The organism is Pseudomonas sp. 31 R 17 (assembly GCF_900004915.1).
GTDB classification, from domain to species: Bacteria; Pseudomonadota; Gammaproteobacteria; order Pseudomonadales; family Pseudomonadaceae; genus Aquipseudomonas; species Aquipseudomonas orientalis_A.
In genome coordinates, this window is record NZ_CVTN01000079.1 from 159,302 (window position 1) to 182,503 (window position 23,202).

Below are 23,202 nucleotides of genomic sequence, written 5' to 3' on the forward strand. Positions count from 1 at the left end.
TTGCGCTTTTCAAAAGTGAGCCGCTGTAAAAGCGGAACCGTTAGCAGCCGTTACCGCAGAAACGGATATGTACTCGGTCCAATCCAACATCCTGATCGGCCCTGAGGCCGCCATCGGGGGCAAGCCCCCTCCCACATTTTTACCGAGTACCGCCAAGCTCCTCTGTGTATCAGATGCGGAAGCTGCCCACCAATTGCTTCAGGCGCGACGCCTGTTGCTCCAGGTCCGTGCAGGCGCGCAGTGTCGATTGCAGGTTTTCCACGCCTTCCTGGTTGAGGGTGTTGATTTCAGTAATGTCCATATTGATCGACTCCACGACCGAGGTCTGCTCTTCGGTGGCGGTGGCCACGGACTGGTTCATCCCGTCGATCTCGCCTATGCGCTGGGTCACGCTGTTCAGGCGCTCGCCGGCCAGGTTGGCGATTTCCACGCTGTCCTGGCTGTGGCGCTGACTTTCACTCATGGTGCTCACCGAGTCGCGGGCGCCGATTTGCAGTTCCTCGATCATCTTCTGCACCTGTTGCGCCGATTCCTGGGTGCGGTGCGCCAGGTTGCGTACTTCATCGGCCACCACCGCGAAGCCGCGACCGGCTTCTCCGGCACGCGCGGCTTCGATGGCGGCGTTGAGTGCGAGCAAGTTGGTTTGCTGGGAAATACTGGTGATCACTTCAAGGATCTGGCCAATGTTCACCGTCTTGCTGTTCAGCGCCTCGATATTGCTGCTGGAGGCGCTGATCATGCTCGACAGCTGGGTCATGGCCTTGATATTGCGCTCTACCACCTGCTGGCCGTCTTCGGCCAAATGCCGCGCATCACTGGCCTGGCTGGAGGCCTGCGCCGCGTTGCGCGCGATTTCCTGGGCGGCAGCGCCCAGCTGATTGATCGCAGCGGCGACGCTGTTGGTGCGGTTGGCCTGTTCGTCTGAATTGACCATCGACGAGTTGGACGCGCTGACCACCCGCAGTGCCACTTCATTGACCTGCTCGGTGGCCGATGACACTTCGCGGATCGAGGTGTGGATGCGCTCCACGAAACGGTTGAATGCGGTGCCCAGGGTGCCGAACTCGTCGTTGTTCTGGATGGTCAGGCGCCGGGTCAGGTCGCCTTCACCGTCGGCAATGTCCTGCATGGCGCGGGTCATCACGTGCAGCGGTTGCAACAACACGCGGATCAGCATGCCCAGCAACGCGATGATGATCACCACGGCGATGAGGGTGGCGATGACTGCCGACGTGCGGAACTGGGTGAGCATGGCGAACGATTTGGCTTTATCCACCGAAATGCCCAGGTACCAGTTTACCGAGGGCAGGCCCTTGATCGGGGTAAACGTAACGATATTGGTCTTGCCATTGGCCTGCACTTCGCTGAAATCAGCGCTGATCTTCGGCGTGTCGTTGGGGTAGACGTCGGCCAGGGTCTTCATGACCAGGGCCTTGTCCGGGTGCACCAGCACTTTGCCGTCGGCGCTGACCAGGAACGCGTAACCCATGCCGCCCAAGTCCAGCGCGCCAATGTTGTCCACCAGGGTTTGCAGGCTCAGGTCACCGCCCACCACGCCGATGCTCTGGCCGGCCTTGGCACTCGGTGTGGCGATGGAAATAATCAAACTCCCCGTGGCCGCGTCGATATAGGGCTCGGTCAGGGTCGAGCCGTTGCTGTTCTGGGCGTCCTTGTACCAGGGACGCACACGCGGGTCGAAACCGTCGGGCATCCTGGTGTCGGGGCGGATCGTGAACTTGCCCTGGCTGTCGCCGACGTAGGTGGCCATGAACGATGAGGTCAGGGCTTTCTGTTCCAGCAGGCTGGCAACCACCGACGGTTCGGGATTGAGGGCGATATTCTGTGCGGCGTTTTCGACCAGCGCGATACGCCCGGTGAGCCAGGTCTGAATACTGCCGGCGGTGACGTCGCCCATTTCATGCAGGTAGCTATTGAGATCGTCACGAATCGCATTGCGCTGAAGGTAGTCGTTATAGAGGGTAAACAACGCAAAGGCGGCGATGACGATAAGGGAGGCTGCAAGCAAAATTTTGTGGCTGAAGCGCAGGTTTTTATTCATGGCTTGTAAGGTCCGCTAAGGTCTTGATGTCCGGGGCGCGCCCTCTAGACAAGGCGCAAAATGGCAGCGTAAAAAAAGGTGTGATATTTCTGCTGATAGCTCCGTTGGTCCGTATAGGAATTATCTGACTATTTTTTAGTCTTTGTCGGGCTTACATCCGTCTATATCGACCTCGCGGCACTAAAGATTAACCATAGGTGACGAAATGCCTGACTCCACACAACTGCTTATCGGTGCCGGCCCGGATGGCCAGCCCATCGCCCAGCCCATGCGCCTGGCCAACCGTCACGGGTTGATCGCCGGCGCCACGGGCACCGGCAAGACCGTCACCTTGCAGCGCCTGGCGGAAGCGTTCAGTGACGCGGGGGTGGCGGTATTCGCCGCCGACATCAAGGGCGACCTGTGCGGCCTGGGCGCTGCGGCCAATCCCCAGGGCAAAGTCGCCGAACGCATCGCCGGGATGCCCTTCCTTGATTACGCGCCGAAGGCTTATCCGGTCACGCTGTGGGATATCCACGGTCAGTCCGGTCATCCGTTGCGCACCACCATCAGTGAAATGGGCCCGTTGTTGCTCGGCAGCCTGCTGGAACTCACCGACAGCCAGCAGTCGGCGCTGTACGCGACATTCAAGGTGGCCGACCGTGAGGGCCTGCTGCTGCTGGACCTTAAAGACCTCAAGGCATTGCTCAACCACCTGCGTTATCACCCTGAACTGTTGGGCGACGATGCGGCGCTGATGACCACCGGTTCCAGCCAGGCGTTGTTGCGGCGCCTCGCGGTGCTGGAGCAGCAGGGCGCCGAGGCCCTGTTCGGCGAGCCGGCCCTGCAGCTCGAGGATATTTTGCAGCCCGCCGGCGACGGGCGCGGCCGTATCCATCTGCTGGACGCCAGCCGCCTGGTGCATGACGCGCCGAAGGTCTATGCGACCTTCCTGTTGTGGCTGCTGGCGGAACTGTTCGAGCAACTGCCCGAGCGCGGCGACGGGGAAAAGCCGCTGTTGGCGCTGTTTTTCGATGAAGCGCACCTGTTGTTCGCCGACACCCCCAAGGCGTTGCAGGACCGTCTGGAGCAAGTGGTGCGGTTGATTCGCTCCAAAGGGGTGGGCGTGTACTTCGTCACGCAATCGCCGGGCGACTTGCCTGACACGGTGCTGGCGCAACTGGGCCTGCGTATTCAGCATGGCCTGCGGGCATTCACCACCAAGGAGCAAAAATCCCTGCGGGCGGTGGCGGACGGTTTCCGGCCCAACCCGGCCTTCGATGCCCTGGCGGTGCTGACCGAGTTGGGCACCGGTGAAGCGCTGGTGGGCACCTTGCAGGAAAAGGGCACGCCGGAGGTGGTCCAGCGAGTGCTGGTCGCACCGCCACAGTCGCGGATCGGGCCGCTGACCGAGGCCGAACGGGCGGCATTGATCGCCAGTTCGCCGCTGCAGGGCCGTTACGACAAGCCGATTGACCGCGAATCGGCCTACGAGGTGCTGATGGCGCGCAAGGACTTGGGGCCGACCGAGGAGACCAAGCCTGCGACGCAAGAGCCCAGCTTCACCGACAAGGCCGGTGCGTTCCTGGGAACCACGGCAGGCAAGGCGCTGAAATCCGCCATGCAGCAGGCCGCCAATCAGATGGGGCGGCAGTTGGTGCGCGGCTTGCTGGGCTCGTTGCTGGGCGGCAGCAAGCGCAAGTGAGGTTCAGGGTTTGGGCCTGGCATGGGCGGCCAGCCGTTGCAGTGCCGCGCGCAGACCCGGATCGTTGATCCCTTCAGCGGTGGCCTGGAGGGTTTCGGCGGCATTTTCCGACAGGTCCATCGTATGCCCCGCCGTGCTGCGCAGCACGGTGGGCGGCTGGACCTTGAACTGGATACGCACCAGGCCGGCAAACTCATCGAACACCATCAATTGGCGCTGCAGGCGTTTTTGCTGGTAACGCAAACGGGTCGCCCAATGGCCGTCAGTGACAATTAATAGCAGATTGCCTTCACGCCAGGACGCCACATGACAGTGTTCGCGCGCGGCCGGTTGCAACTGGCTTTCGAGCAGGCGTTGCAAATGCCCCAGCCGTTTCGCGTGGCCGAAGATGGCTTTCAACGGCTTGGCTTCGCGAAGCAACACGCCGGGAGCGCGGGCTGGAAGAGGGCGAAAGGCCATGTTTAGACACCTTAGGTAACAGAGCCGCCATCTTAACAGAAAGCGTCCGTGGGCCCCGAAGCCATGCATCGGCAGGGCTTTTCCCGTGAAATCAATAAGTAACTTCTGCGCTTGATGGGTTGAAGTTCCAGCAAAAGCCCTTATTTTAAACAGGCGCTCTCACAGCGCCGTGCCCGCATCCGGGAACAACGCCACTTTCCTCACCCACGATTCCGGGTAGAATGCGCGTTCGCATGCGGCCGTGAGGGCTGCTCGGGCCACTGACGGTGCGCCCTCCATCCCTATGTGTGGAAGAACCTGCCGATATGTTTGCGCCTTTGTTAAAGAAACTTTTTGGAAGCAAGAATGAGCGCGAAGTCAAACGCATGCTCAAGACGGTGCAGCTGGTCAATGCCTTCGAAGAGCAGATGGTTGCCCTGTCGGACGAGCAATTGCGCGCCAAGACCGAAGAGTTCAAGGCCCGCATAGCCAAAGGTGAAACCCTCGACAAGCTGCTTCCCGAAGCCTTTGCGGTCGCCCGTGAAGCCGGTAAGCGCGTCATGGGCATGCGCCACTTCGACGTCCAGTTGATCGGCGGCATGACCTTGCATGAAGGCATGATTGCCGAAATGCGCACCGGTGAAGGCAAGACCCTGGTGGCAACCCTGGGCGTTTACCTCAACGCATTGTCCGGCAAGGGCGTGCACGTTGTGACGGTGAACGACTACCTGGCTCGCCGCGACGCCAACTGGATGCGCCCGCTGTATGAATTCCTCGGCCTGACCGTCGGCGTGGTGACGCCGTTCCAGCCGCCGGAAGAGAAGCGCGCCGCCTACGCCGCCGACATCACCTACGGCACCAACAACGAATTCGGTTTCGACTACCTGCGCGACAACATGGCGTTCAGCATGGAAGAAAAATTCCAGCGCGAACTCAACTTTGCCGTGATCGACGAAGTCGACTCCATCCTCATCGACGAAGCCCGTACCCCGCTGATCATCTCCGGCCAGGCCGAAGACAGCTCGCGCCTGTACACCGAGATCAACAAGTTGATCCCGCGTCTGGAGCAGCACATCGAGGAAGTCGAAGGCGTGGTGACCAAAGAAGGTCACTTCACCATCGACGAGAAGACCCGTCAGGTCGAACTCAACGAAGCCGGTCACCAGTTCGTCGAAGACATGCTGACCCAGATCGGCCTGCTGGCCGAGGGCGAGAGCCTGTACTCGGCGCATAACCTGGGCCTGCTGACCCACGTGTATGCCGGCCTGCGCGCGCACAAGCTGTTCCATCGCAACGTCGAATACATCGTGCAGGAAGGCCAGGTCGTTCTGGTCGACGAACACACCGGCCGTACCATGCCCGGTCGTCGTCTGTCCGAAGGCCTGCATCAGGCCATCGAAGCCAAGGAAATGCTCAACATCCAGGCCGAGAGCCAGACGTTGGCATCCACCACCTTCCAGAACTACTTCCGTCTGTACAACAAGCTGTCCGGCATGACCGGTACAGCCGACACCGAAGCGTTCGAATTCCACCAGATCTATGGTCTGTCGGTAGTGGTCATCCCGCCGAACAAACCACTGGCGCGTAAAGACTATAACGACCTGGTGTTCCTGACCGCCGAAGAGAAATACGCGGCGATCATCAACGACATCAAGGACGGCATGGCCAAGGGCCGCCCGATCCTGGTGGGTACCGCGACCATCGAGACGTCCGAGCACGTGTCCAACCTGCTCAACAAGGAAGGCATCGAGCACAAGGTCCTCAACGCCAAGTTCCACGAGAAGGAAGCCGAGATCATCGCCCAGGCCGGTCGCCCCGGCGCGCTGACCATCGCCACCAACATGGCCGGTCGTGGTACCGACATCCTGTTGGGCGGTAACTGGGAAGTGGAAGTGGCCTCCCTCGACAACCCGACCCCCGAGCAGATCGCCCAGATCAAGGCTGACTGGCAGAAACGCCACCAGGCCGTACTGGAATCCGGTGGTTTGCAGGTGATTGCGTCCGAGCGTCACGAATCGCGCCGTATCGACAACCAGTTGCGTGGTCGTGCCGGTCGCCAGGGTGACGCCGGTTCCAGCCGTTTCTACCTGTCCCTGGAAGACAGCCTGATGCGTATCTTCGCCTCGGACCGGGTGAAGAACTTCATGAAGGCCCTGGGCATGCAGTCCGGGGAAGCGATCGAACACCGCATGGTGACCAACGCCATCGAGAAGGCTCAGCGCAAGGTAGAAGGCCGCAACTTCGACATCCGTAAACAGCTGCTCGAGTTCGATGACGTCAACAACGAACAACGTAAAGTGATCTATCACATGCGTAACACGTTGCTGGCCGCCGACAACATTGGCGAAACCATCGCTGACTTCCGCCAGGACGTGCTCAACGCCACCGTCAGCGCGCATATCCCGCCGCAGTCGCTGCCTGAGCAGTGGGATGTGGCCGGCCTGGAAGCCGCGTTGAAGAGCGACTTCGGCGTCGACCTGCCGGTTCAGCAGTGGCTGGACGAGGACGATCACCTGTACGAAGAGACGCTGCGCGAGAAGCTGATGACCGAGCTGCTGGCCGCGTACAACGAGAAAGAAGAGCAGGCGAGTGCCGAAGCACTGCGCACCTTCGAGAAGCAAATTGTCCTGCGCGTGCTGGACGACCTGTGGAAAGACCACCTGTCGACCATGGACCACTTGCGCCACGGTATCCATTTGCGTGGCTACGCCCAGAAGAACCCGAAGCAGGAGTACAAGCGCGAGTCGTTCACGTTGTTCTCCGAGCTGCTGGATTCGATCAAGCGCGACTCGATTCGCGTGCTGTCCCACGTTCAGGTGCGTCGCGAAGACCCGATCGAGGAAGAAGCACGCCTGCGTCAGGAAGCCGAGGCACTGGCTGCGCGCATGCAGTTCCAGCATGACGAAGCGCCTGGCCTGGACGCGCCTGAGGTGTTGGGCGAAGAGGTCGATGTGGCCCTGGCTCAAACCCCGGTACGCAATGATCAGAAGCTGGGCCGCAATGAGCTGTGCTACTGCGGTTCGGGCAAGAAATTCAAACACTGCCACGGCCAGATCGAATAAGATTTTCGCCTGACGCTGCAACATCCTGCGCCGCGACCGGCATCAGCCGTCGCGGCGTTTTGCCATTAATTCCCGTCGACAGTGACGGCATACACATCCTCTCTCTCAAGGAGCGCATACATGGCTGTTGGTCTTGGTCCTTTGCCCACATTGCACCCGGTCGCCGGTTTTGAACTCGGTATCGCTTCGGCCGGTATCAAGCGTCCGGGGCGCAAGGATGTGGTGGTGATGCGCTGTGCCGAAGGCTCGACCGTCGCCGGTGTGTTCACCCTCAACGCCTTTTGCGCTGCGCCGGTGATCCTGGCCAAGCAACGTGTGGCCGGGTCGATTCGTTACCTGCTGACCAACACCGGCAATGCCAACGCCGGTACCGGCGAGCCTGGCCTGGTCGCCGCTGCGCGCACCTGCGCCAAGCTGGCTCAGTTGACCGGCGTAGACGCCAGCCAGGTGATGCCCTATTCCACCGGCGTGATCGGTGAGCCCTTGCCGGTGGAGAAAATCGAAGGCGCCCTGCAAGCCGCGCTGGATGACCTGTCTGTGGATAACTGGGCGGCTGCGGCCACCGGCATCATGACCACCGACACCTTGCCCAAGGGCGCGAGCCGTCAGTTCGTGCACGATGGCGTCACCGTCACGGTGACCGGTATCAGCAAGGGCGCCGGCATGATCCGCCCGAACATGGCCACCATGCTCGGTTATATCGCCACTGACGCCAAAGTCTCCCGCGATGTGTTGCAGCGCCTGATGCTGGACGGCGCCAACAAGTCGTTCAACCGCATCACCATCGACGGTGACACCTCCACCAACGACTGCTGCATGCTGATCGCCACCGGCCAGGCCAACCTGCCGGAAATCACCTCCACCGAAGGCCCGCTGTTTGCAGCGTTGAAGCAGGCGGTATTCGAGGTGTGCATGGACGTGGCCCAGGCCATCGTGCGGGACGGCGAGGGCGCGACCAAGTTCGTCACCGTTGAAGTCAACGGCGGCGGCAACCATCAGGAATGCCTGGATGTGGGTTACACCGTGGCGCACTCGCCGCTGATCAAGACCGCCTTGTTCGCTTCCGACCCGAACTGGGGCCGCATCCTCGCAGCCGTTGGTCGCGCCGGGGTGCCTGACCTGGACGTGAGCAAGATCGACGTGTTCCTCGGCGACGTGTGCATTGCCAGCCGTGGCGCTCGCGCCGAAACCTACACCGAAGCCCAGGGCTCGGCAGTGATGCAGCAGGAAGAAATCACCATCCGCATCGAGCTGGGTCGCGGCGAGTGCAGCGAAACCATCTGGACCACGGACCTGTCCCACGAATACGTGAAGATCAACGCGGAATATCGCACCTGAAAGCAGGAGCGAGCTTGCTCGCGAAAAACTCAACGCCATCGCGTTCATCCAGGGTGTACGCGATATGGTTGACGTTCTTCACGAGCAAGCTCGCTCCTGCAAGGGTTACAACGAGAGGAAGCAGTGGCGGTGAAACGAGTGCATGTAGCAGCAGCGGTGATCCGCGGTGTCGAGGGCAGGATCCTGCTGGCACGCCGCGCCGATACTCAACATCAAGGCGGCCTCTGGGAATTTCCCGGCGGCAAGGTGGAGGCCGATGAGTCGGTCCCCACGGCCTTGTCCCGCGAATTGCAGGAAGAGCTGGGTATCCAGGTCACCACCGCGCGGCCGTTGATCCAGGTGCAACATGACTACCCGGACAAACAGGTGCTGCTGGATGTCTGGGAGGTCTCGGCCTTCACCGGCGAGCCCCACGGCGCTGAAGGGCAGCCGTTGGAGTGGGTGACGCCACGGGACCTGGTCAACTATGCGTTCCCGGCGGCGAATACACCGATTGTCGCCGCTGCGCGCTTGCCCGCCGAGTACCTGATCACCCCTGGCGAGCTGGAAACCCCGACGCTGCTGCGTGGCATCCAGAAGGCGATCGCCGGTGGCATCAAGCTGGTTCAACTGCGCGCACCCAACGGCTACGACCCCAAATACCGTGACCTGGCAGTGGATGCGGTGGGCCTGTGTGCCGGCAAGGCGCAATTGATGATCAAGGGGCCGTTCGAATGGCTGGGGGATTTCCCCGCAGCCGGCTGGCACATGACCTCGGCGCAATTGCGCAAATATGCGAGCAAGGGCCGTCCGCTGCCTAAGGATCGTTGGCTGGCGGCTTCTTGCCACAATGCTGAAGAGCTGGCGCTGGCGGAATTGATGGACGTGGATTTTGTCACGCTGTCACCGGTTCAGCCGACTCAAACCCATCCCGAGGCCCAGCCGTTGGGTTGGGAGCAGGCGGCGGAGCTGATCCGTGGGTTCAGCAAGCCGGTGTTTTTATTGGGCGGCGTTGGGCCTGCGCAGCGTGAGCAGGCGTGGGCGGCTGGCGCGCAGGGTGTGGCGGGGATTCGGGCGTTTTGGCCCGAAGACTGATGCTGCTCTGACGGGCGCTATCGGGATGTAGGAGCGAGCTTGCTCGCGAAAAGCGTCAACGATAACGCGTGCTTTCTGAATGGGCGCGGCGCCTGTGAGTTTTTCGCGAGCAAGCTCGCTCCTACACCCCGATGAGGCCCTGCCAGCCCCCGAAAAACATCAGTGTGGCTTGGCAGCCGCCTGCCACAACACCTCGGCAACCCCCTGGCGCCTGGCAATTACCCTGGCCGCCACGAACAGCAAGTCCGACAACCGATTGATATACGCCAACCCCACCCCCTCCAACGGTTCTACCGCATTCAAGTGCTGACAGCGACGTTCGGCACTGCGCGCCAGGCTGCGGCACACATGGGCCTGGGCGATCAGCGCTGAACCACCGGGCAGGATGAAATTCTCCAACGGCCCCACCTCTTCGTTCCAGCGATCGATTGCCGCTTCCAGCCGATCCACTTCCGCTGCAGTCAACGCCTTGTAAACCGGCATCGCCAGCTCGCCGCCGAGGTCGAACAATCGATGCTGACAGGGCGTGAGCACTTCGATGACATCATTCAATTCGGGGTGCTTGCCGCTCTGTTCCTCCAGATTGGCCAACAGCAACCCCAACTGACTGTTCAGCGTATCCACCTCGCCAATGGCCTCGACCCTGGGGTGATCCTTGGGCACGCGGCGGCCGTCGCCAAGGCCGGTTTCTCCCTGGTCGCCGGTGCGGGTATAGATCTTTGACAGGCGAAAGCCCATGGTCATTGCTCCAGTCGGGTGAGTTCAGCAGGGGATAATTGGCTGCCGGCCAGCGGCAGGCGCAAGGTGAAACACGTGCCTTGGCCGAGGGTCGAGTGCACTTCCATCTGGCCCTTGTGGTTATTGGTAATGATGAAATACGACACCGACAATCCAAGCCCGGTGCCCTGGCCTATTTCCTTGGTGGTGAAGAACGGCTCGAAGGTGCGTTTGCGCACGTTTTCGCTCATGCCGATGCCATTGTCTTCCACCTGGATCTCGGCCCAGGGCGGGTTGAGGCGGGTGCGCAGGATGATGCGCCCCGGTTCGCTGTCGTCCTCACGCAGGTGAATCGCCTGGGCGGCATTTTTCAGCAGGTTGAGCAGCACTTGCTCCAGTTCGTTGGCCGTGCCCGGCACCGGGCCCAGTTGCGGATCGAACTGGCGGATGATTGCCTGGCCCTTGAAGTCAAAGCCGATGGCCAGGTCGAAATCGTTACCCGCGATCTCCACGGCCTGGTCGATCAGGGCCGGCAAGTCGCAGGGCGCCATTTGCCGATTGCTGCGTCGGCTGAAGCTGAGCATGTGCGTGACGATTTTCGCTGCACGCGCGCCCGCCTGTTGAATGCCGTCAAGTAACTGCGGGACTTCGCGCGCTTGCAGGTAACGGTTGACGGTTTCCAGTTCGATACCTGCCTGTTCGGCGTGTTCCAGGTTCCTGGGCAGGTCGGGTGACAGGCGCCGCCGGATGTTTTGCACGTTGTGCAGGATCGCGCCCAGCGGGTTGTTGATTTCATGGGCCATGCCGGCCGCCAGGCCGCCGACGGAGAGCATTTTTTCCGATTGCACCATCATTTCTTCCAGGGACAGGCGCTGGGTGATGTCGTCGATGCGGATCACCACGCCACGCCCGGCACCGCCCATCAACGGGTAGAACGTCAGGGCGTAGTGCTTTGGCTCGTCGTCCTTGACCCAGGTGACCCGCTCGATCCGCTCCACCGTGTGCTGTTCCACCGTGGCCTTGATTTGCGGCAGGTACGGCTTGAGCGGTTGGAACGCGAGGAAGATCGGCTGATTGAGGGCTTCATCCAGGCGCGTGCCGGAAAGCGCAGTGGCTTCCTGATTCCACTGGGTGACGTAGAGCTGTTCGTCCAGGGCAATCAGCGCTGAAGGCATTGAGTCGATAATGCTGTTGAGGTAATTCTGAAAACCGGTGAGTTTTTTCTCGATTTTGCTGCGCACCTGGACTTCCAGTTCCAGCTTGCGGTTGGTATGGCGGGTTTCCTCGGCCAGGCCCTGGGCCTGGTCGTAGGCGGCCTGGGAATCATCCCGCGCACGTTTGAGCTGTTGTTCACGGGCCTCGATGCGCGACAGCATGGTGTTGAACGCTTCCGCCAGGCTGCCGATTTCGTCACGGTTGCCGGGGCCTGCGCGCAGGGCGTAGTTCTCTTCGCGCGTCACCTGGCGCGACAGTTCTTCAAGCTCATGGATGGGGCGGGTGATCAAGCGTTTGATCTGCCGGGCAATCACCAGCCACAGCAAGACGCTGAAAATCAGGATGCCCAGGCTCGCGGTCAGGGTGCCGGTATAGAACGCCACCGGTAGCTCACTGCTGGCCACCAGCAGCAGATGCCCCGAAGGCTGGCCGGGGCGGGGCAGGGTGATGATCTGGTTGCTGCGAAACTCGGTGAGGCGCCAGGCTTCGACATGCCGGTAATTGTCGGGCAGGTGCAGGCGGTCGCCGTGTTGCATCTGCGCCAGGCGATTGCCCTCGCCGTCGTACAGGGCGGCGGCGCGCAACGGCGAATAGCTGGTCAGCTCATTGAGCAGGGCATCGGCCTTGTCCGGGGATTGAAGGGCCTCGGCGGCGAGTGCCGGGTTGGACACCAGTCGACCGATGGCCTGCAACGCCTGGGGCGCCATGCTTTCCTGGGAGATCCAGTAGGCGGCGCTGATAAAGGTCAGGTTGGCCACCAGCAATACGGTGGTCAGCAGTACCAGCAGGGCGGCCAGCAATTTCTGCCCTACCGGTAAGTTTTCAAGACGCTGGCGCAGTGGCATCAGGTTTTTCGCAGGCAATAGATATAAGGCAGGGTAGCGCGTGCCTCAGTCGTGGGGCAATCGGCGTGCAACCAAGTGCTCGATCAAACGCGCCTGCACCTGCTGCAGATGCGGCAGCACTCGTTGATGACGAGCCGCCGCCTGGCAGGCGTAGCCCAATAAGTAGCTGATTTCGGTACGCCGCGCGTTGGCCACGTCCTGGTACATGGACGAGTAGTTGGCCGCGGTGGCCTGGATCACCCGTTGCACTTCACTGAGCAAATCCTGCGCAGCCGCAGGCTGGCCGCAGCACTCCAGCAGTTCGCTCAATTCGGCGCACAAGGTGGCCACTTCGCATTGATGGGCCTGGAGTCCCCCGTTGCGGCACTGGTAAAGCACGGTCAGCGGGTTGATCGCGCAATTGAGCGCCAGCTTGTGCCATAGGCGCGTGAGAATATCGGTGCTCCATTCATGGGCAATGACGGCGGCCTGCAAGTCCTCCAGCCACAGCGGCGCGGTCGGGCGCGCGGGGTCCCCCAGCCAGGTGTAGCCGTGGCCGGCAAATACCACGCGCCACTCGCCATCGCGGAACGCGCCTTCGGTGCTGGAGGCAAAGATGCAACGCGCCTGCGGCACCTGCGCGGCGACGGCATCCTGGCTGCCGAGGCCGTTTTGCAGCAGGATCAGTTCCGCGTCAGGCGCCAGGCGATGTTTCAACTGTGCGACAGCGCTTTGGGTATCGTAGGCTTTGCACGCCACCAGCAGGCGGTGGATAGGTTCAGGGCTGTCGGGCGTTTCGCCGGTTACGCGGTAGGTGTGCGCAACGCCTTGTTCGACCAGGGTCAGGCCCGCGCCCGACGCATAGCTGGCCAGGCGCGCCTGATCGCGCAGGATCAGCCGCACCGGCACGCCCGCCCGCGCCAGACGCGTGGCCCAGAGGGTGCCCAGGCTACCGGCGCCGAGAATATGCCAGGTGGTCGCCATCAGTGTGTGCTCCTTGGGGTCGCCAGCGGTGAACGCGGCGAAAGAACCGCTATAATGCCCCGGCATTTTAGCTCGGGCGCGCTCCATCTCTACTGAGCCCGCCCCTTATATTGGAGAAATGACATGCCTTCGTTCGACGTGGTATCCGAACTGGACAAACACGAAGTCACCAACGCCGTCGAAAACGCCGTCAAGGAACTGGACCGTCGCTATGACTTGAAAGGCAAGGGCAGCTTCGAATTCAAGGAAAAGGAACTGACCGTCAACCTGACCGCTGAAGCCGATTTCCAGCTGGAAGCGATGATCGAAATCCTCAAGCTGGCCCTGGTCAAGCGCAAGATCGACGTGCAGTGCCTTGAAGTCAAGGACGCCTATGCTTCCGGCAAGCTGATGAAGCAGGAAGCCGTGCTCAAGGAAGGCATCGACAAGGAGCTGGCGAAGAAGATCGTCGCCCACATCAAGGATGCCAAGCTCAAAGTCCAGGCGGCCATCCAGGGCGAACAGGTGCGTGTCACCGGCAAGAAGCGCGACGACCTGCAAGAGGCCATCGCGGCCCTGCGCGCCAAGACGTTCGACATGCCGCTGCAATTCAATAACTTCCGCGACTGATGGCCATTTGTGGAACCTGTGGCCGTTTTTGACGTCCCACGGCCCAGAATCGGCGCCTACAATTGAGCCCTACGGGGCTCAATTGCGTTTTCAGGCAGTCAATCAAGCCGCATATCCGCTAAGACAGGAGAAGCTACATGGATTTAAACGCAGAAGTGGATCACTTGATCAAAACCTCGCAGTCCTGGATCCCGATGATCATGGAATACGGCAGCCGGGTGCTGCTGGCCGTTATCACCCTGGCCATCGGTTGGTGGCTGATCAACGTGTTTACCCACCGCGTAGGGCGCCTGCTGGCGCTGCGTAACGCCGACCTGGCGCTGCAGCACTTCATCACCAGCCTTGCGAACATTGCGCTGAAAGTCATGCTGATCGTCAGCGTGGCGTCGATGATCGGCGTGGCGACCACCTCGTTCGTCGCCGCCATCGGTGCGGCTACCCTGGCTATCGGCCTGGCACTGCAAGGCAGCCTGGCCAACTTCGCCGGCGGCGTGCTGATCCTGCTGTTCCGTCCGTTCCGTATCGGTGACTGGATCGAAGCCCAGGGCACCTCGGGCACCGTCGACAGTATCCAGATTTTCCACACGGTGCTGCGTACCGGCGACAACAAGACCGTGATCGTGCCGAACGGCATCCTGTCCAACGGCATCATCACCAACACCAACCGCCAGCCGACCCGCAAGGTCGTGTTCGATGTGGGCGTGGACTACGAGGCTGACCTGCAGAAAGCCCGTGAAGTGTTGCTGGAACTGGCCAAGGACCCGCGCGTGCTGGCCGACCCGGCGCCCGTCGCAGTGGTATCGACCCTGGGCGACAGTTCCATCACCGTTTCCCTGCGCTGCTGGACCAAAACTGCGGATTATTGGGATGTTGTGTTCATGCTCAATGAACTGGCGCGCGACCGCTTGAAAGCGGCGGACATTGATATTCCGTTCCCGCAGCGCGTTATTCGCGTGATGCAGGAAGCCCCGGTGAAGTGATAAAGCCGTGTTGCCTTTAAGTTGGCCGAAAGGTCAGCTTAAACGCGACAGTGAAATATCGTTACTGGCTGTCATACGGAATAGTTACTTAGCTTGCTAGTTACTTTTTCGTTGCCATATAACTGCAATAAAAAAGCCGCTCCCTTGTAAACAGGGGAGCGGCTTTTTATTCAAGGTCGAAACCTTAAGTCATCGTTGTAACGGCTTGTGCAATTACAGGATGTTCAACGGGTAGTTCGCGATCAGACGCAGTTCGTCGATCGAAGGCGAACCGTAGTAAACGCCATCACCGGAACGATAGGTCGCTTGACGCAGACGCAGGCTGAGGTTTTTAGCCGGGCCGCTCTGGATCACGTACTTGGCTTCGATGTCACGTTCCCACTCTTTACCGTTGCTGGTGGTGGCCGTGTTGGCGCCGCTACCGGTAACGTAACGGGTCATGAAGCTCAGGCCGGGAATGCCGAAGGTCGCCATGTTGATGTCGTAACGCGCCTGGTAGGACTTCTCGCCTTCGGCGTTGAAGTCGGAACGGGCGATGGAGTTGGCCAGGAACACGGTGCCGCCGCCATCTACGCCATAGCCGTAGTCGCCGTCGCCGGAAACCTTCTGCGCAGCCAGGGTAAAGGTGTGAGCGCCGATGGTGTACGCGCCCTGCAGGCTGAATGCGCGGTTGTCGAGCTTGGTCACGCCATCTTTCGCCGCGCGCTGCAGGCCGGCGCCTTCGCTCTTGGTGTCGTAGATGTTGAAGTCCAGCGCGAACGACTGGTCATCGCTCAGGGCGTGGGTCCAGTTCAGGTTGCTGTAGTACTTGCGGAAGTAATCTTCGGTTTTCGCGTAGTACAGGCTACCGGTGACTTCAGGCGTGAAGGCATAGACACCGCCGACAAAGTCGGTCTTGGTCAGGCCCAGGCTGTCATGGAAGGTCTGGTTCTGCGCGACGCTGGAAGTGAAGTGACCGCCTTCGAGCTTCAGGCCCTTGATTTCGTTGCTGGTGATCGAGATACCTTGAGGCAGCTCGGGCAGCAGACGGCTGTCATCGGAAGCGAATACAGGGGCTGTGGTGTACTGGTCACCGATTTTCAGCACGGTATTGGAGATGCGGAACTTAACGGCAGCGCCGCCTTTGGAGTAATCGTCCTGCGAGCGACCGTCGGAACCGGTAGGGAACAGGCCGGTGCCGGCGCGGCCCTTGCCGCTGTCGAGCTTGAGGCCCATCAGGCCGATCACGTCGACACCGACACCAACGGTACCCTGGGTGAAGCCCGATTCGTACAACGCGTTGAAGCCCAGGCCGGTTTCTTCGGCACGGCTTTTGGAGCCGGGGCCCGACGGGTTGTTACGGAAGTCGCGGCTGAAGTACAGAGCGCGAGTATTGATGCTGAAAGTGCTGTCTTCAACAAAGCCCTTGGAATCGTCCTGGGCGGACGCCATTGCGAACTGCGAGGTGCCTGCTGAAACAGCCAGGGCGATCATGCTCCACTTCATCACGCGCATCGTGATTTGCTCCTTTGGTTTTAGGAAGAGTACTGCCGTCCCACCTGTATTTTTATCTGGGCGGCTCTTTCTTTATTGTGTCGGCGCAAAGTTATCTCACGCCGGCGCTATTGACGATACTTACTCAACTATCCTTTCAGCTTCTTTACGAGGCTGTCGTAAATTGCTAACTCCGTGTCGCAAATCACAGCCCGGCTATCACCCGGCTGACAACTTCAATGTTCTCTTCAAACGGTTTAAAAGTTTGAAACTCGTCCCTGATACACATTGAAACGCTACTGTTTCCTATCGCGAAACCCTGGCATCCCTCCAGGTGTCGTTGCCGACGATAAGGAGGTGAATGCAACAAGCGTGCACAAAGCGCTGATCGAATGTCATTTTTTCGTGAAAAACGTTACGGGAATGTAAAAACCGCATAAACACGGGCCCTTTAAGCCGTTTGGTTCTCACTTGGCATGCGCGTGTTAACCCCGGTCAGGTGGTCCGCTACATTCGCACCTGAGCAAAACGTTACCGATTGACCCTCCAGTGGGTAGCCTTGGACCTCTTTGAGGCACGGCTGGGTCATTTTGGTGCATCCCCTCGAGGCCCGAGTTAGGGTGGTTCAAACCTCCCGTTGCCTCGAAAGGGTGCGTGGATGCGATCCGTCTGCCTCAAGGCTTCCTGCGCATTCACCGTGAAGCCGTGAGCATTCGGCGTTATGCTGGGCACCTGAAATTGACCTGCCGAACGGAGTGCCCACGTGTTCGCTTTAGATCAACGCCTGCAACAAGACACTCTGGCCATTGGGGACTTCCCGCTCTGTTGCCTGCTGCTGTCCAATGACGCGAACTACCCCTGGTTCATCCTGGTGCCGCGTATCAACGGTATCAGCGAAGTGTTTCAGCTGGATGTCGCCGATCAACAGCGGTTGTGGCAGGAAACGACGACCCTCGCCCAACTGCTGAACGAAGGCCTGTGCGCCGACAAGATGAACATCGGCGCGCTGGGCAATGTCGTCAGCCAGTTGCATGTGCATGTCATCGTGCGCAAGCGCGATGACGCAGCCTGGCCGGCGCCGGTGTGGGGCAGGCATCCGGCCGTTTCCTACAGCCCGGAGCAGGTGGCGGCGATCCGCAGCCGACTGCGTGAATTGCTGCCTGCCGACTTCATTTTTACCCAGGACTGAACCATGGACCTGCAAGATCGCGTCACCGATCTGGAAAGCCGCCTGGCCTTCCAGGACGACACCATCGAAACCCTCAATGACATTCTGGTCGCCCAGCAGCACGCTGTGGAGCGCCTGCAATTGCAGATGAACGCATTGCTCAAGCGCCAGGAAGAGATGGGCGGCCAGTTCGAAACCTCGGAAGAAGAAGCACCGCCGCCGCACTATTGAATGAGGGCGCAATAAAAAACCGCGATCCGGGCAACGCCGGATCGCGGTTTTTTTTGCAGCGCCGTCTGGAATCAGCGACGCGGCAGGGCAGCGATTACATCTTCAGCTTGCAGGCCTTTGTCGCGGTTCATCACCGAGAACTCCACGCGCTGGCCTTCGACCAGGACGCGGTGGCCTTCACCGCGGATAGCCCGGAAGTGGACGAAGATATCGTCGCCCGAGTCGCGCGAAATGAAGCCGAAGCCTTTGGAGGTGTTGAACCACTTGACGGTCCCGGTATCCCGGTTGGTCATGTCGTAGTTTTGCGACGCGGCCGCTGGGGACGAACGGTAGAAGCTGATGGCCAGGTGAAGAACGATGGCGACCACAGCAATCACCAGGCTGAGCAGGATGGCCGGGTGGCCGCCCACTTCAGGCATGGGTGCCAGCAGGGTGAGGGTTTGAACGACAACGGTCAGTACCAGCAGCGCGCTGACCAGGTTTTGCAGTTGATGACGCGTGCCTTTGTTCCAGTAAGGGATTACCGGTGCCAGTGTCAGGTTGAGAAGGCCGAACAAGGCCAGGTATAGAGCGTCGTGTTGTTGCAGGTAGGGCAGGCTTTCAGGCTGCAGGCTCGGGATAAAGGACAGCAGCAAAGCCGCAACGCCCGTCAGCAGGTGGACGATTTTCAACATTTTGATTAACTCACGTTAAGACGGATCACAAGGAAGAGCTGACTGGCACGGTTCGCTTCTGAACAATGGGAGGCGTTGAGCACGTGCGCGGGTATCAGCCTATGTGACGTGCCGCAGAAATGAACGGCAGCCACACGGCGCCTATTTAACAGCAAAGGCTGTGCCTACTCAAATCAAGCGTTTCGGGGTGTTGCAATCGCGGCGGCATTTTTGCGCCGAAGGCTTGTCCTAGACGGGTGCAGGTAATTTGAGCGGCCTCTCGAGCGTTTTTCCTACAGGATACAGGCTCGCCGGCCGCTGCCTCGCAAGCGATGCGGGGCGATTTGCCGCACGTCGCCTGGACGTGCCGGGCTGCACGTGAGCGACACTCTTGCTAGAGTGGTCCTGCACCTGATCAATGAATGCTCATCAATTGAAGGGGAAAAACATGGCAATCGATATTGGTATCAGTGAAGAAGACCGTAAATCCATCGTCGACGGACTTTCGCGGCTGCTGTCCGATACCTATGTACTGTATCTGAAGACCCACAACTTCCATTGGAACGTCACGGGCCCCATGTTTCGTACGCTGCACCTGATGTTCGAGGAGCAGTACAACGAACTGGCGCTGGCGGTGGATTCCATCGCCGAGCGTATCCGTGCCCTGGGCTTTCCGGCGCCGGGTGCCTACTCGATCTACGCCCGTCTGTCTTCGATCAAGGAAGAAGAGGGGGTGCCGAGCGCCGAAGAGATGATCAAGCAACTGGTGGCCGGCCAAGAGGCCGTCACTCGCACCGCGCGGGGCATTTTCCCGTTGCTCGACAAGGTCAGCGATGAGCCGACGGCCGACCTGCTGACCCAGCGTATGCAAGTGCACGAAAAAACCGCCTGGATGCTGCGCTCGCTGCTCGAAAACCAGTAACCGTCAAGCTTGGGTGGCGTCTTCATGCCGCCACCCACTTGTTTCCCTGTGTTTCCTGGCGTTGTCCTACGACGCCCAACTCCCGCGTCTTCTGGCTGCCCATCGCTTCCTGCGGTTTTATAGGGCTACCGTCCAATGGGACAAACCCATGGACTGCTGTTTGGCAAGGGAGTGTCAGGTGTATGTCGTGTGGATTGGGTAAGGGCGTGGAAACCGCAGGTTTTCACAAGATAAAGGTCGACCCTTTCGCGAAAGGGTTCGACATGGGGCTCGCCAAACCCTTATCGCGGTCGGTGCGCCTCAACGGGTTTTCCACGTGCCTGCGGCTTGAACAGATCTATTGGAACATCCTGACGGAAATAGCCAGGATCAATACCTGCTCGGTCAGTGCGTTGTTGTCCTATGTCGACCGCGAAGTGCATCTGCGTTATGGCGGCGTGAAGAACTTCAGCGGGCTGGTGCGGGTGGTGTGCGTCGTTCACCTGTTGAAAGATCGCGTCGGCACCTGCGGGTCAGTCTGACTGGAGGGCGCCAGGGCCCGGCCCATGCTTGCGGCGGGCCGGGCCTCCGGCAGAAAGCCGGCTGCGCTGCCTCGATTTACCAGATATAATCCCGCGCTTTGCTGCGCATGCCGGGTTATATGCACGACGGCAAGGCGTGGCGCCGTTACGATCTGATCGCCGAGACATCTCCATGCCCATGTACGACTATCAATGTGCTTCCTGTGGTCATCAGTTGGAAGCCATTCAGAAGATCAGCGCCGCGCCGTTGGTCGATTGCCCAGCCTGCCAGGCACCTGAGTTGAAAAAGATGTTGTCCATGCCGGGCTTCCGCCTGAGCGGCAGCGGCTGGTACGAGACCGATTTCAAGACCGGCGCCAAGAAGAACCTGGCGGGCGGCGACAAAGCAGACTGAGTTGAACTCTACGCGCAGGCTCCTGCATTATCCGTCCCCTGCTTTAATGTACGGTGACGCGGCAGGCCTGCCACCGAATTTCGAATTACGAGAAGTGAAACCACTACCATGATGCGCAGCCACTATTGCGGCCAACTGAACGAGACCCTGGAAGGTCAGGAAATCACCCTTTGCGGATGGGTTCACCGTCGCCGCGACCACGGCGGGGTGATCTTCCTCGATATCCGTGATCGTGATGGTCTGGCCCAGGTGGTGTTCGACCCGGATCGCGCCGAGAGCTTCGCTGCCGCCGACCGCGTGCGCAGCGAATACGTCGTGAAAATCACCGGCAAGGTGCGTCTGCGCCCGGCCGGTGCGGTGAACAAGAACATGGCGTCCGGCGGCATTGAAGTGCTGGGCTATGAGCTGCAGGTGCTGAACGAGTCGGAAACCCCGCCGTTCCCGCTCAACGAATATTCCGACGTTGGCGAGGAAACTCGCCTGCGCTATCGCTTCCTGGACCTGCGTCGCCCGGAAATGGCCGAGAAGCTGCGTCTGCGCTCGCGCATGACCACCAGCATCCGCCGCTTCCTCGACGAGAACGGCTTCCTTGACGTTGAAACGCCGATCCTCACCCGCGCCACTCCGGAAGGCGCGCGTGACTACCTGGTGCCTAGCCGTACCCACCCAGGCAGCTTCTTCGCCTTGCCGCAATCGCCGCAACTGTTCAAGCAGCTGCTGATGGTGGCCGGCTTCGACCGTTACTACCAGATCGCCAAGTGCTTCCGCGACGAAGACCTGCGCGCCGACCGCCAGCCGGAATTCACCCAGATCGACATCGAGACCAGCTTCCTCGATGAAAAAGAGATCATGGGCCTCACCGAACAAATGATCCGCAACCTGTTCAAGGAAGTGCTGGACCTGGAGTTCGGCGACTTCCCGCACATGACCTTCGCAGAAGCCATGCGCCGCTACGGTTCCGACAAGCCGGACCTGCGTAACCCGCTTGAACTGGTGGACGTGGCCGACCAGTTGAAAGAAGTCGACTTCAAGGTGTTCAGCGGCCCGGCCAACGACCCGAAATGCCGTATCGCCGCCCTGCGCGTGCCGGGCGGCGCGAGCATGCCGCGCAAGCAGATCGACGACTACACCAAGTTCGTCGGCATCTACGGTGCCAAGGGCCTGGCTTACATCAAGGTCAACGAGCGCGCTAATGGCGTTGACGGTCTGCAATCGCCGATCGTTAAAAACATCCCGCTGGACAACCTGAACGAAATCCTCGATCGCGTTGGTGCAGTCGATGGCGACATCGTGTTCTTCGGCGCCGACAAGGCCAAGATCGTCAGCGAGGCCCTGGGCGCGCTGCGCATCAAGCTCGGCCACGACCTGAACCTGCTGACCTGCGAATGGGCGCCGATGTGGGTTGTCGACTTCCCGATGTTCGAAGAAAACGACGACGGCAGCTTCAGCGCCTTGCACCACCCGTTCACCGCGCCGAAGTGCTCCCCGGCCGAGCTGGAAGCCAACCCGGCCGGCGCGCTGTCCCGTGCCTACGACATGGTGCTCAACGGCACCGAGTTGGGTGGCGGCTCGATCCGTATCCACCGCAAGGAGATGCAACAAGCGGTGTTCCGCCTGCTGGGTATCAACGAAGCGGAACAGGAAGAGAAGTTCGGCTTCCTGCTCGACGCGCTCAAATACGGCGCGCCGCCCCACGGTGGCCTGGCGTTCGGCCTGGACCGCCTGGTGATGCTGATGACCGGCGCCCAGTCGATCCGTGAAGTGATTGCGTTCCCGAAAACCCAGAGCGCCGCGGACGTCATGACCCAGGCCCCGGGTGTGGTGGATGCCAAGGCACTGCGCGAACTGCACATCCGTCTGCGCGAGACGCCGAAGGCTGAGTAAGGCTGCTGCGTGAAAGCGCGATAAGGTTGTAAGCAGTCAAAAAGGCGCATCTTCGGATGCGCCTTTGCGTTTAAAAGAGGGAAATCTCGCCGGCGGCGGGATTGATAGGTTTCTAGAGAATTTCGGAGTTGTGTTATGGCTGGCCATTCCAAGTGGGCGAACATCAAGCACCGCAAAGAGCGTCAGGATGCCAAGAAAGGCAAGATCTTCACCAAGTGGATTCGCGAACTGACCGTCGCCGCCCGCCAGGGTGGCGGTGACCCGGGCTCCAACCCGCGCCTGCGCCTGGCGCTGGACAAGGCGCTCGGCGCGAACATGAGCCGCGACATCATCGACCGCGCTGTGGCCCGTGGTGCCGGTGCGGCCGATACCGACGACATGGTCGAATTGACCTACGAAGGCTACGGCCCGGGCGGCGTGGCGGTGATGGTCGAATGCATGACCGACAACCGCAACCGTACCGCCGCAGCGGTGCGCCACGCGTTCAGCAAGTGCGGCGGCAACCTGGGGACCGACGGTTCGGTGGCCTACCTGTTCGAGCGCAAGGGGCAGATCACCTTTGCTCCGGGCACGGATGAAGACGCGCTGATGGAAGCCGCGATGGAGGCGGACGCCGACGACGTCGTCACCAACGAAGATGGCTCCATTGACGTGTTCACCTCGTTCGCCAGCTTCTACTCAGTGCGCAATACCCTGGAAGCCGCAGGCTTCAAGGGCACCGACGCGGAAATCGTGATGCTGCCGACCACCAGCGCCGAACTCGACCTGGACGGTGCGCAGAAGGTGTTGAAGCTGCTGGACATGCTCGAAGACCTGGATGATGTGCAGAATGTGTACTCCAACGCCGACATCCCCGAGTCCGTGGCTGAACAGCTAGTCTAAAAAGCGATGAGGTCAAAATGTGGGAGGGGGCTTGCCCCCGATGAGGGAGTGTCAGTAGGCACATTTGTGACTGACCCACCGCCATCGGGG

At 60.5% G+C, this 23,202-nt stretch carries 20 protein-coding genes and 1 pseudogene; 13 read left to right on the forward strand and 8 right to left on the reverse strand.

Features of this window, described 5'->3' with window-relative positions; all coding sequences use genetic code 11:
- Positions 1-169: 169 nt before the first annotated feature.
- Both BFP89_RS29805 and BFP89_RS29810 read right to left on the reverse strand, forming a co-directional pair.
- Positions 170-934, reverse strand: a complete 765-nt coding sequence (locus BFP89_RS29805) for a methyl-accepting chemotaxis protein (RefSeq protein WP_370671232.1) — start codon at positions 932-934, stop codon at positions 170-172.
- A gap of 93 nt (positions 935-1,027) precedes the next feature.
- Positions 1,028-2,059, reverse strand: a pseudogene (locus BFP89_RS29810) (cache domain-containing protein); the annotation flags it as partial.
- A 205-nt stretch (positions 2,060-2,264) separates the two neighbouring features.
- Between BFP89_RS29810 and BFP89_RS22235 the strand changes: the two are divergent.
- On the forward strand, positions 2,265-3,743 hold the full coding sequence (locus BFP89_RS22235; RefSeq protein WP_065887590.1) for a helicase HerA-like domain-containing protein: 1,479 nt from the start codon (positions 2,265-2,267) through the stop codon (positions 3,741-3,743).
- A 3-nt stretch (positions 3,744-3,746) separates the two neighbouring features.
- On the opposite strand, the gene BFP89_RS22240 is transcribed toward BFP89_RS22235, so the two are convergent.
- Positions 3,747-4,202, reverse strand: a complete 456-nt coding sequence (locus tag BFP89_RS22240) for a DUF721 domain-containing protein (protein ID WP_065887591.1) — start codon at positions 4,200-4,202, stop codon at positions 3,747-3,749.
- A gap of 305 nt (positions 4,203-4,507) precedes the next feature.
- Between BFP89_RS22240 and secA the strand changes: the two genes are divergently transcribed.
- From secA to BFP89_RS22255, 3 genes are all read left to right on the forward strand, one after another.
- Entirely contained in the window at positions 4,508-7,243 is a 2,736-nt protein-coding gene (gene secA / locus BFP89_RS22245; RefSeq protein WP_065887592.1) for a preprotein translocase subunit SecA, read from the forward strand.
- Positions 7,244-7,363: 120 nt separating this feature from the next.
- Positions 7,364-8,581: a bifunctional glutamate N-acetyltransferase/amino-acid acetyltransferase ArgJ gene (gene argJ, locus BFP89_RS22250; RefSeq protein WP_065887593.1), complete on the forward strand. Its 1,218-nt coding sequence runs from the start codon at positions 7,364-7,366 to the stop codon at positions 8,579-8,581.
- 129 nt (positions 8,582-8,710) lie between these two features.
- Positions 8,711-9,655, forward strand: a complete 945-nt coding sequence (locus BFP89_RS22255) for a Nudix family hydrolase (protein WP_065887768.1) — start codon at positions 8,711-8,713, stop codon at positions 9,653-9,655.
- 159 nt (positions 9,656-9,814) lie between these two features.
- Here the strand turns inward: BFP89_RS22255 and BFP89_RS22260 are convergent, their stop codons facing one another.
- From BFP89_RS22260 to BFP89_RS22270, 3 genes are read right to left on the reverse strand one after another with little or no spacing between them, the layout of a single operon-like run.
- Positions 9,815-10,393 (reverse strand): cob(I)yrinic acid a,c-diamide adenosyltransferase, encoded by a 579-nt coding sequence (locus BFP89_RS22260; RefSeq protein WP_065887594.1) that lies wholly within the window; start codon positions 10,391-10,393, stop codon positions 9,815-9,817.
- Positions 10,394-10,395: 2 nt separating this feature from the next.
- Positions 10,396-12,432 (reverse strand): sensor histidine kinase, encoded by a 2,037-nt coding sequence (locus BFP89_RS22265; protein WP_065887769.1) that lies wholly within the window; start codon positions 12,430-12,432, stop codon positions 10,396-10,398.
- A gap of 45 nt (positions 12,433-12,477) precedes the next feature.
- A complete protein-coding gene (locus tag BFP89_RS22270) occupies positions 12,478-13,395 on the reverse strand; it encodes a putative 2-dehydropantoate 2-reductase (protein ID WP_065887595.1) in 918 nt (305 codons plus the stop codon).
- 123 nt (positions 13,396-13,518) lie between these two features.
- Between BFP89_RS22270 and BFP89_RS22275 the strand changes: the two genes are divergently transcribed.
- A complete protein-coding gene (locus tag BFP89_RS22275) occupies positions 13,519-14,004 on the forward strand; it encodes a YajQ family cyclic di-GMP-binding protein (RefSeq protein WP_003193880.1) in 486 nt (161 codons plus the stop codon).
- Between the two features lie 137 nt (positions 14,005-14,141).
- Positions 14,142-14,984: a mechanosensitive ion channel family protein gene (locus BFP89_RS22280; RefSeq protein ID WP_065887596.1), complete on the forward strand. Its 843-nt coding sequence runs from the start codon at positions 14,142-14,144 to the stop codon at positions 14,982-14,984.
- Positions 14,985-15,197: 213 nt separating this feature from the next.
- On the opposite strand, the gene BFP89_RS22285 is transcribed toward BFP89_RS22280, so the two are convergent.
- On the reverse strand, positions 15,198-16,478 hold the full coding sequence (locus tag BFP89_RS22285) for an OprD family porin (RefSeq protein WP_065887597.1): 1,281 nt from the start codon (positions 16,476-16,478) through the stop codon (positions 15,198-15,200).
- A gap of 742 nt (positions 16,479-17,220) precedes the next feature.
- On the opposite strand from BFP89_RS22285, the gene BFP89_RS22290 reads away from it, so the two are divergent.
- Together BFP89_RS22290 and BFP89_RS22295 are read left to right on the forward strand one after the other, a co-directional pair.
- Positions 17,221-17,646: an HIT domain-containing protein gene (locus BFP89_RS22290; RefSeq protein ID WP_065887598.1), complete on the forward strand. Its 426-nt coding sequence runs from the start codon at positions 17,221-17,223 to the stop codon at positions 17,644-17,646.
- 3 nt (positions 17,647-17,649) lie between these two features.
- On the forward strand, positions 17,650-17,856 hold the full coding sequence (locus BFP89_RS22295) for a SlyX family protein (protein ID WP_057723846.1): 207 nt from the start codon (positions 17,650-17,652) through the stop codon (positions 17,854-17,856).
- A 71-nt stretch (positions 17,857-17,927) separates the two neighbouring features.
- On the opposite strand, the gene BFP89_RS29565 is transcribed toward BFP89_RS22295, so the two are convergent.
- Positions 17,928-18,530: a cold-shock protein gene (locus tag BFP89_RS29565; RefSeq protein WP_005790922.1), complete on the reverse strand. Its 603-nt coding sequence runs from the start codon at positions 18,528-18,530 to the stop codon at positions 17,928-17,930.
- A gap of 427 nt (positions 18,531-18,957) precedes the next feature.
- Between BFP89_RS29565 and BFP89_RS22305 the strand changes: the two genes are divergently transcribed.
- The 5 genes from BFP89_RS22305 to BFP89_RS22325 all read left to right on the forward strand — a co-directional run bounded on the left by BFP89_RS22305 (position 18,958) and on the right by BFP89_RS22325 (position 23,112).
- Positions 18,958-19,431: a Dps family protein gene (locus BFP89_RS22305; protein WP_003193874.1), complete on the forward strand. Its 474-nt coding sequence runs from the start codon at positions 18,958-18,960 to the stop codon at positions 19,429-19,431.
- A 182-nt stretch (positions 19,432-19,613) separates the two neighbouring features.
- The gene (locus BFP89_RS22310) at positions 19,614-19,952 is read left to right on the forward strand and encodes a ribbon-helix-helix domain-containing protein (protein WP_065887599.1); all 339 of its coding nucleotides are present in this window, start codon (positions 19,614-19,616) and stop codon (positions 19,950-19,952) included.
- Between the two features lie 172 nt (positions 19,953-20,124).
- Positions 20,125-20,346, forward strand: coding sequence for an FmdB family zinc ribbon protein (locus BFP89_RS22315; RefSeq protein WP_003193872.1), 222 nt, complete (start codon positions 20,125-20,127; stop codon positions 20,344-20,346).
- A 108-nt stretch (positions 20,347-20,454) separates the two neighbouring features.
- Positions 20,455-22,230, forward strand: coding sequence for an aspartate--tRNA ligase (gene aspS / locus BFP89_RS22320; protein ID WP_065887600.1), 1,776 nt, complete (start codon positions 20,455-20,457; stop codon positions 22,228-22,230).
- Positions 22,231-22,365: 135 nt separating this feature from the next.
- Complete coding sequence (locus BFP89_RS22325; RefSeq protein ID WP_065887601.1) at positions 22,366-23,112, forward strand: YebC/PmpR family DNA-binding transcriptional regulator; 747 nt, start codon at positions 22,366-22,368, stop codon at positions 23,110-23,112.
- The last annotated feature ends 90 nt before the right edge of the window (positions 23,113-23,202 follow it).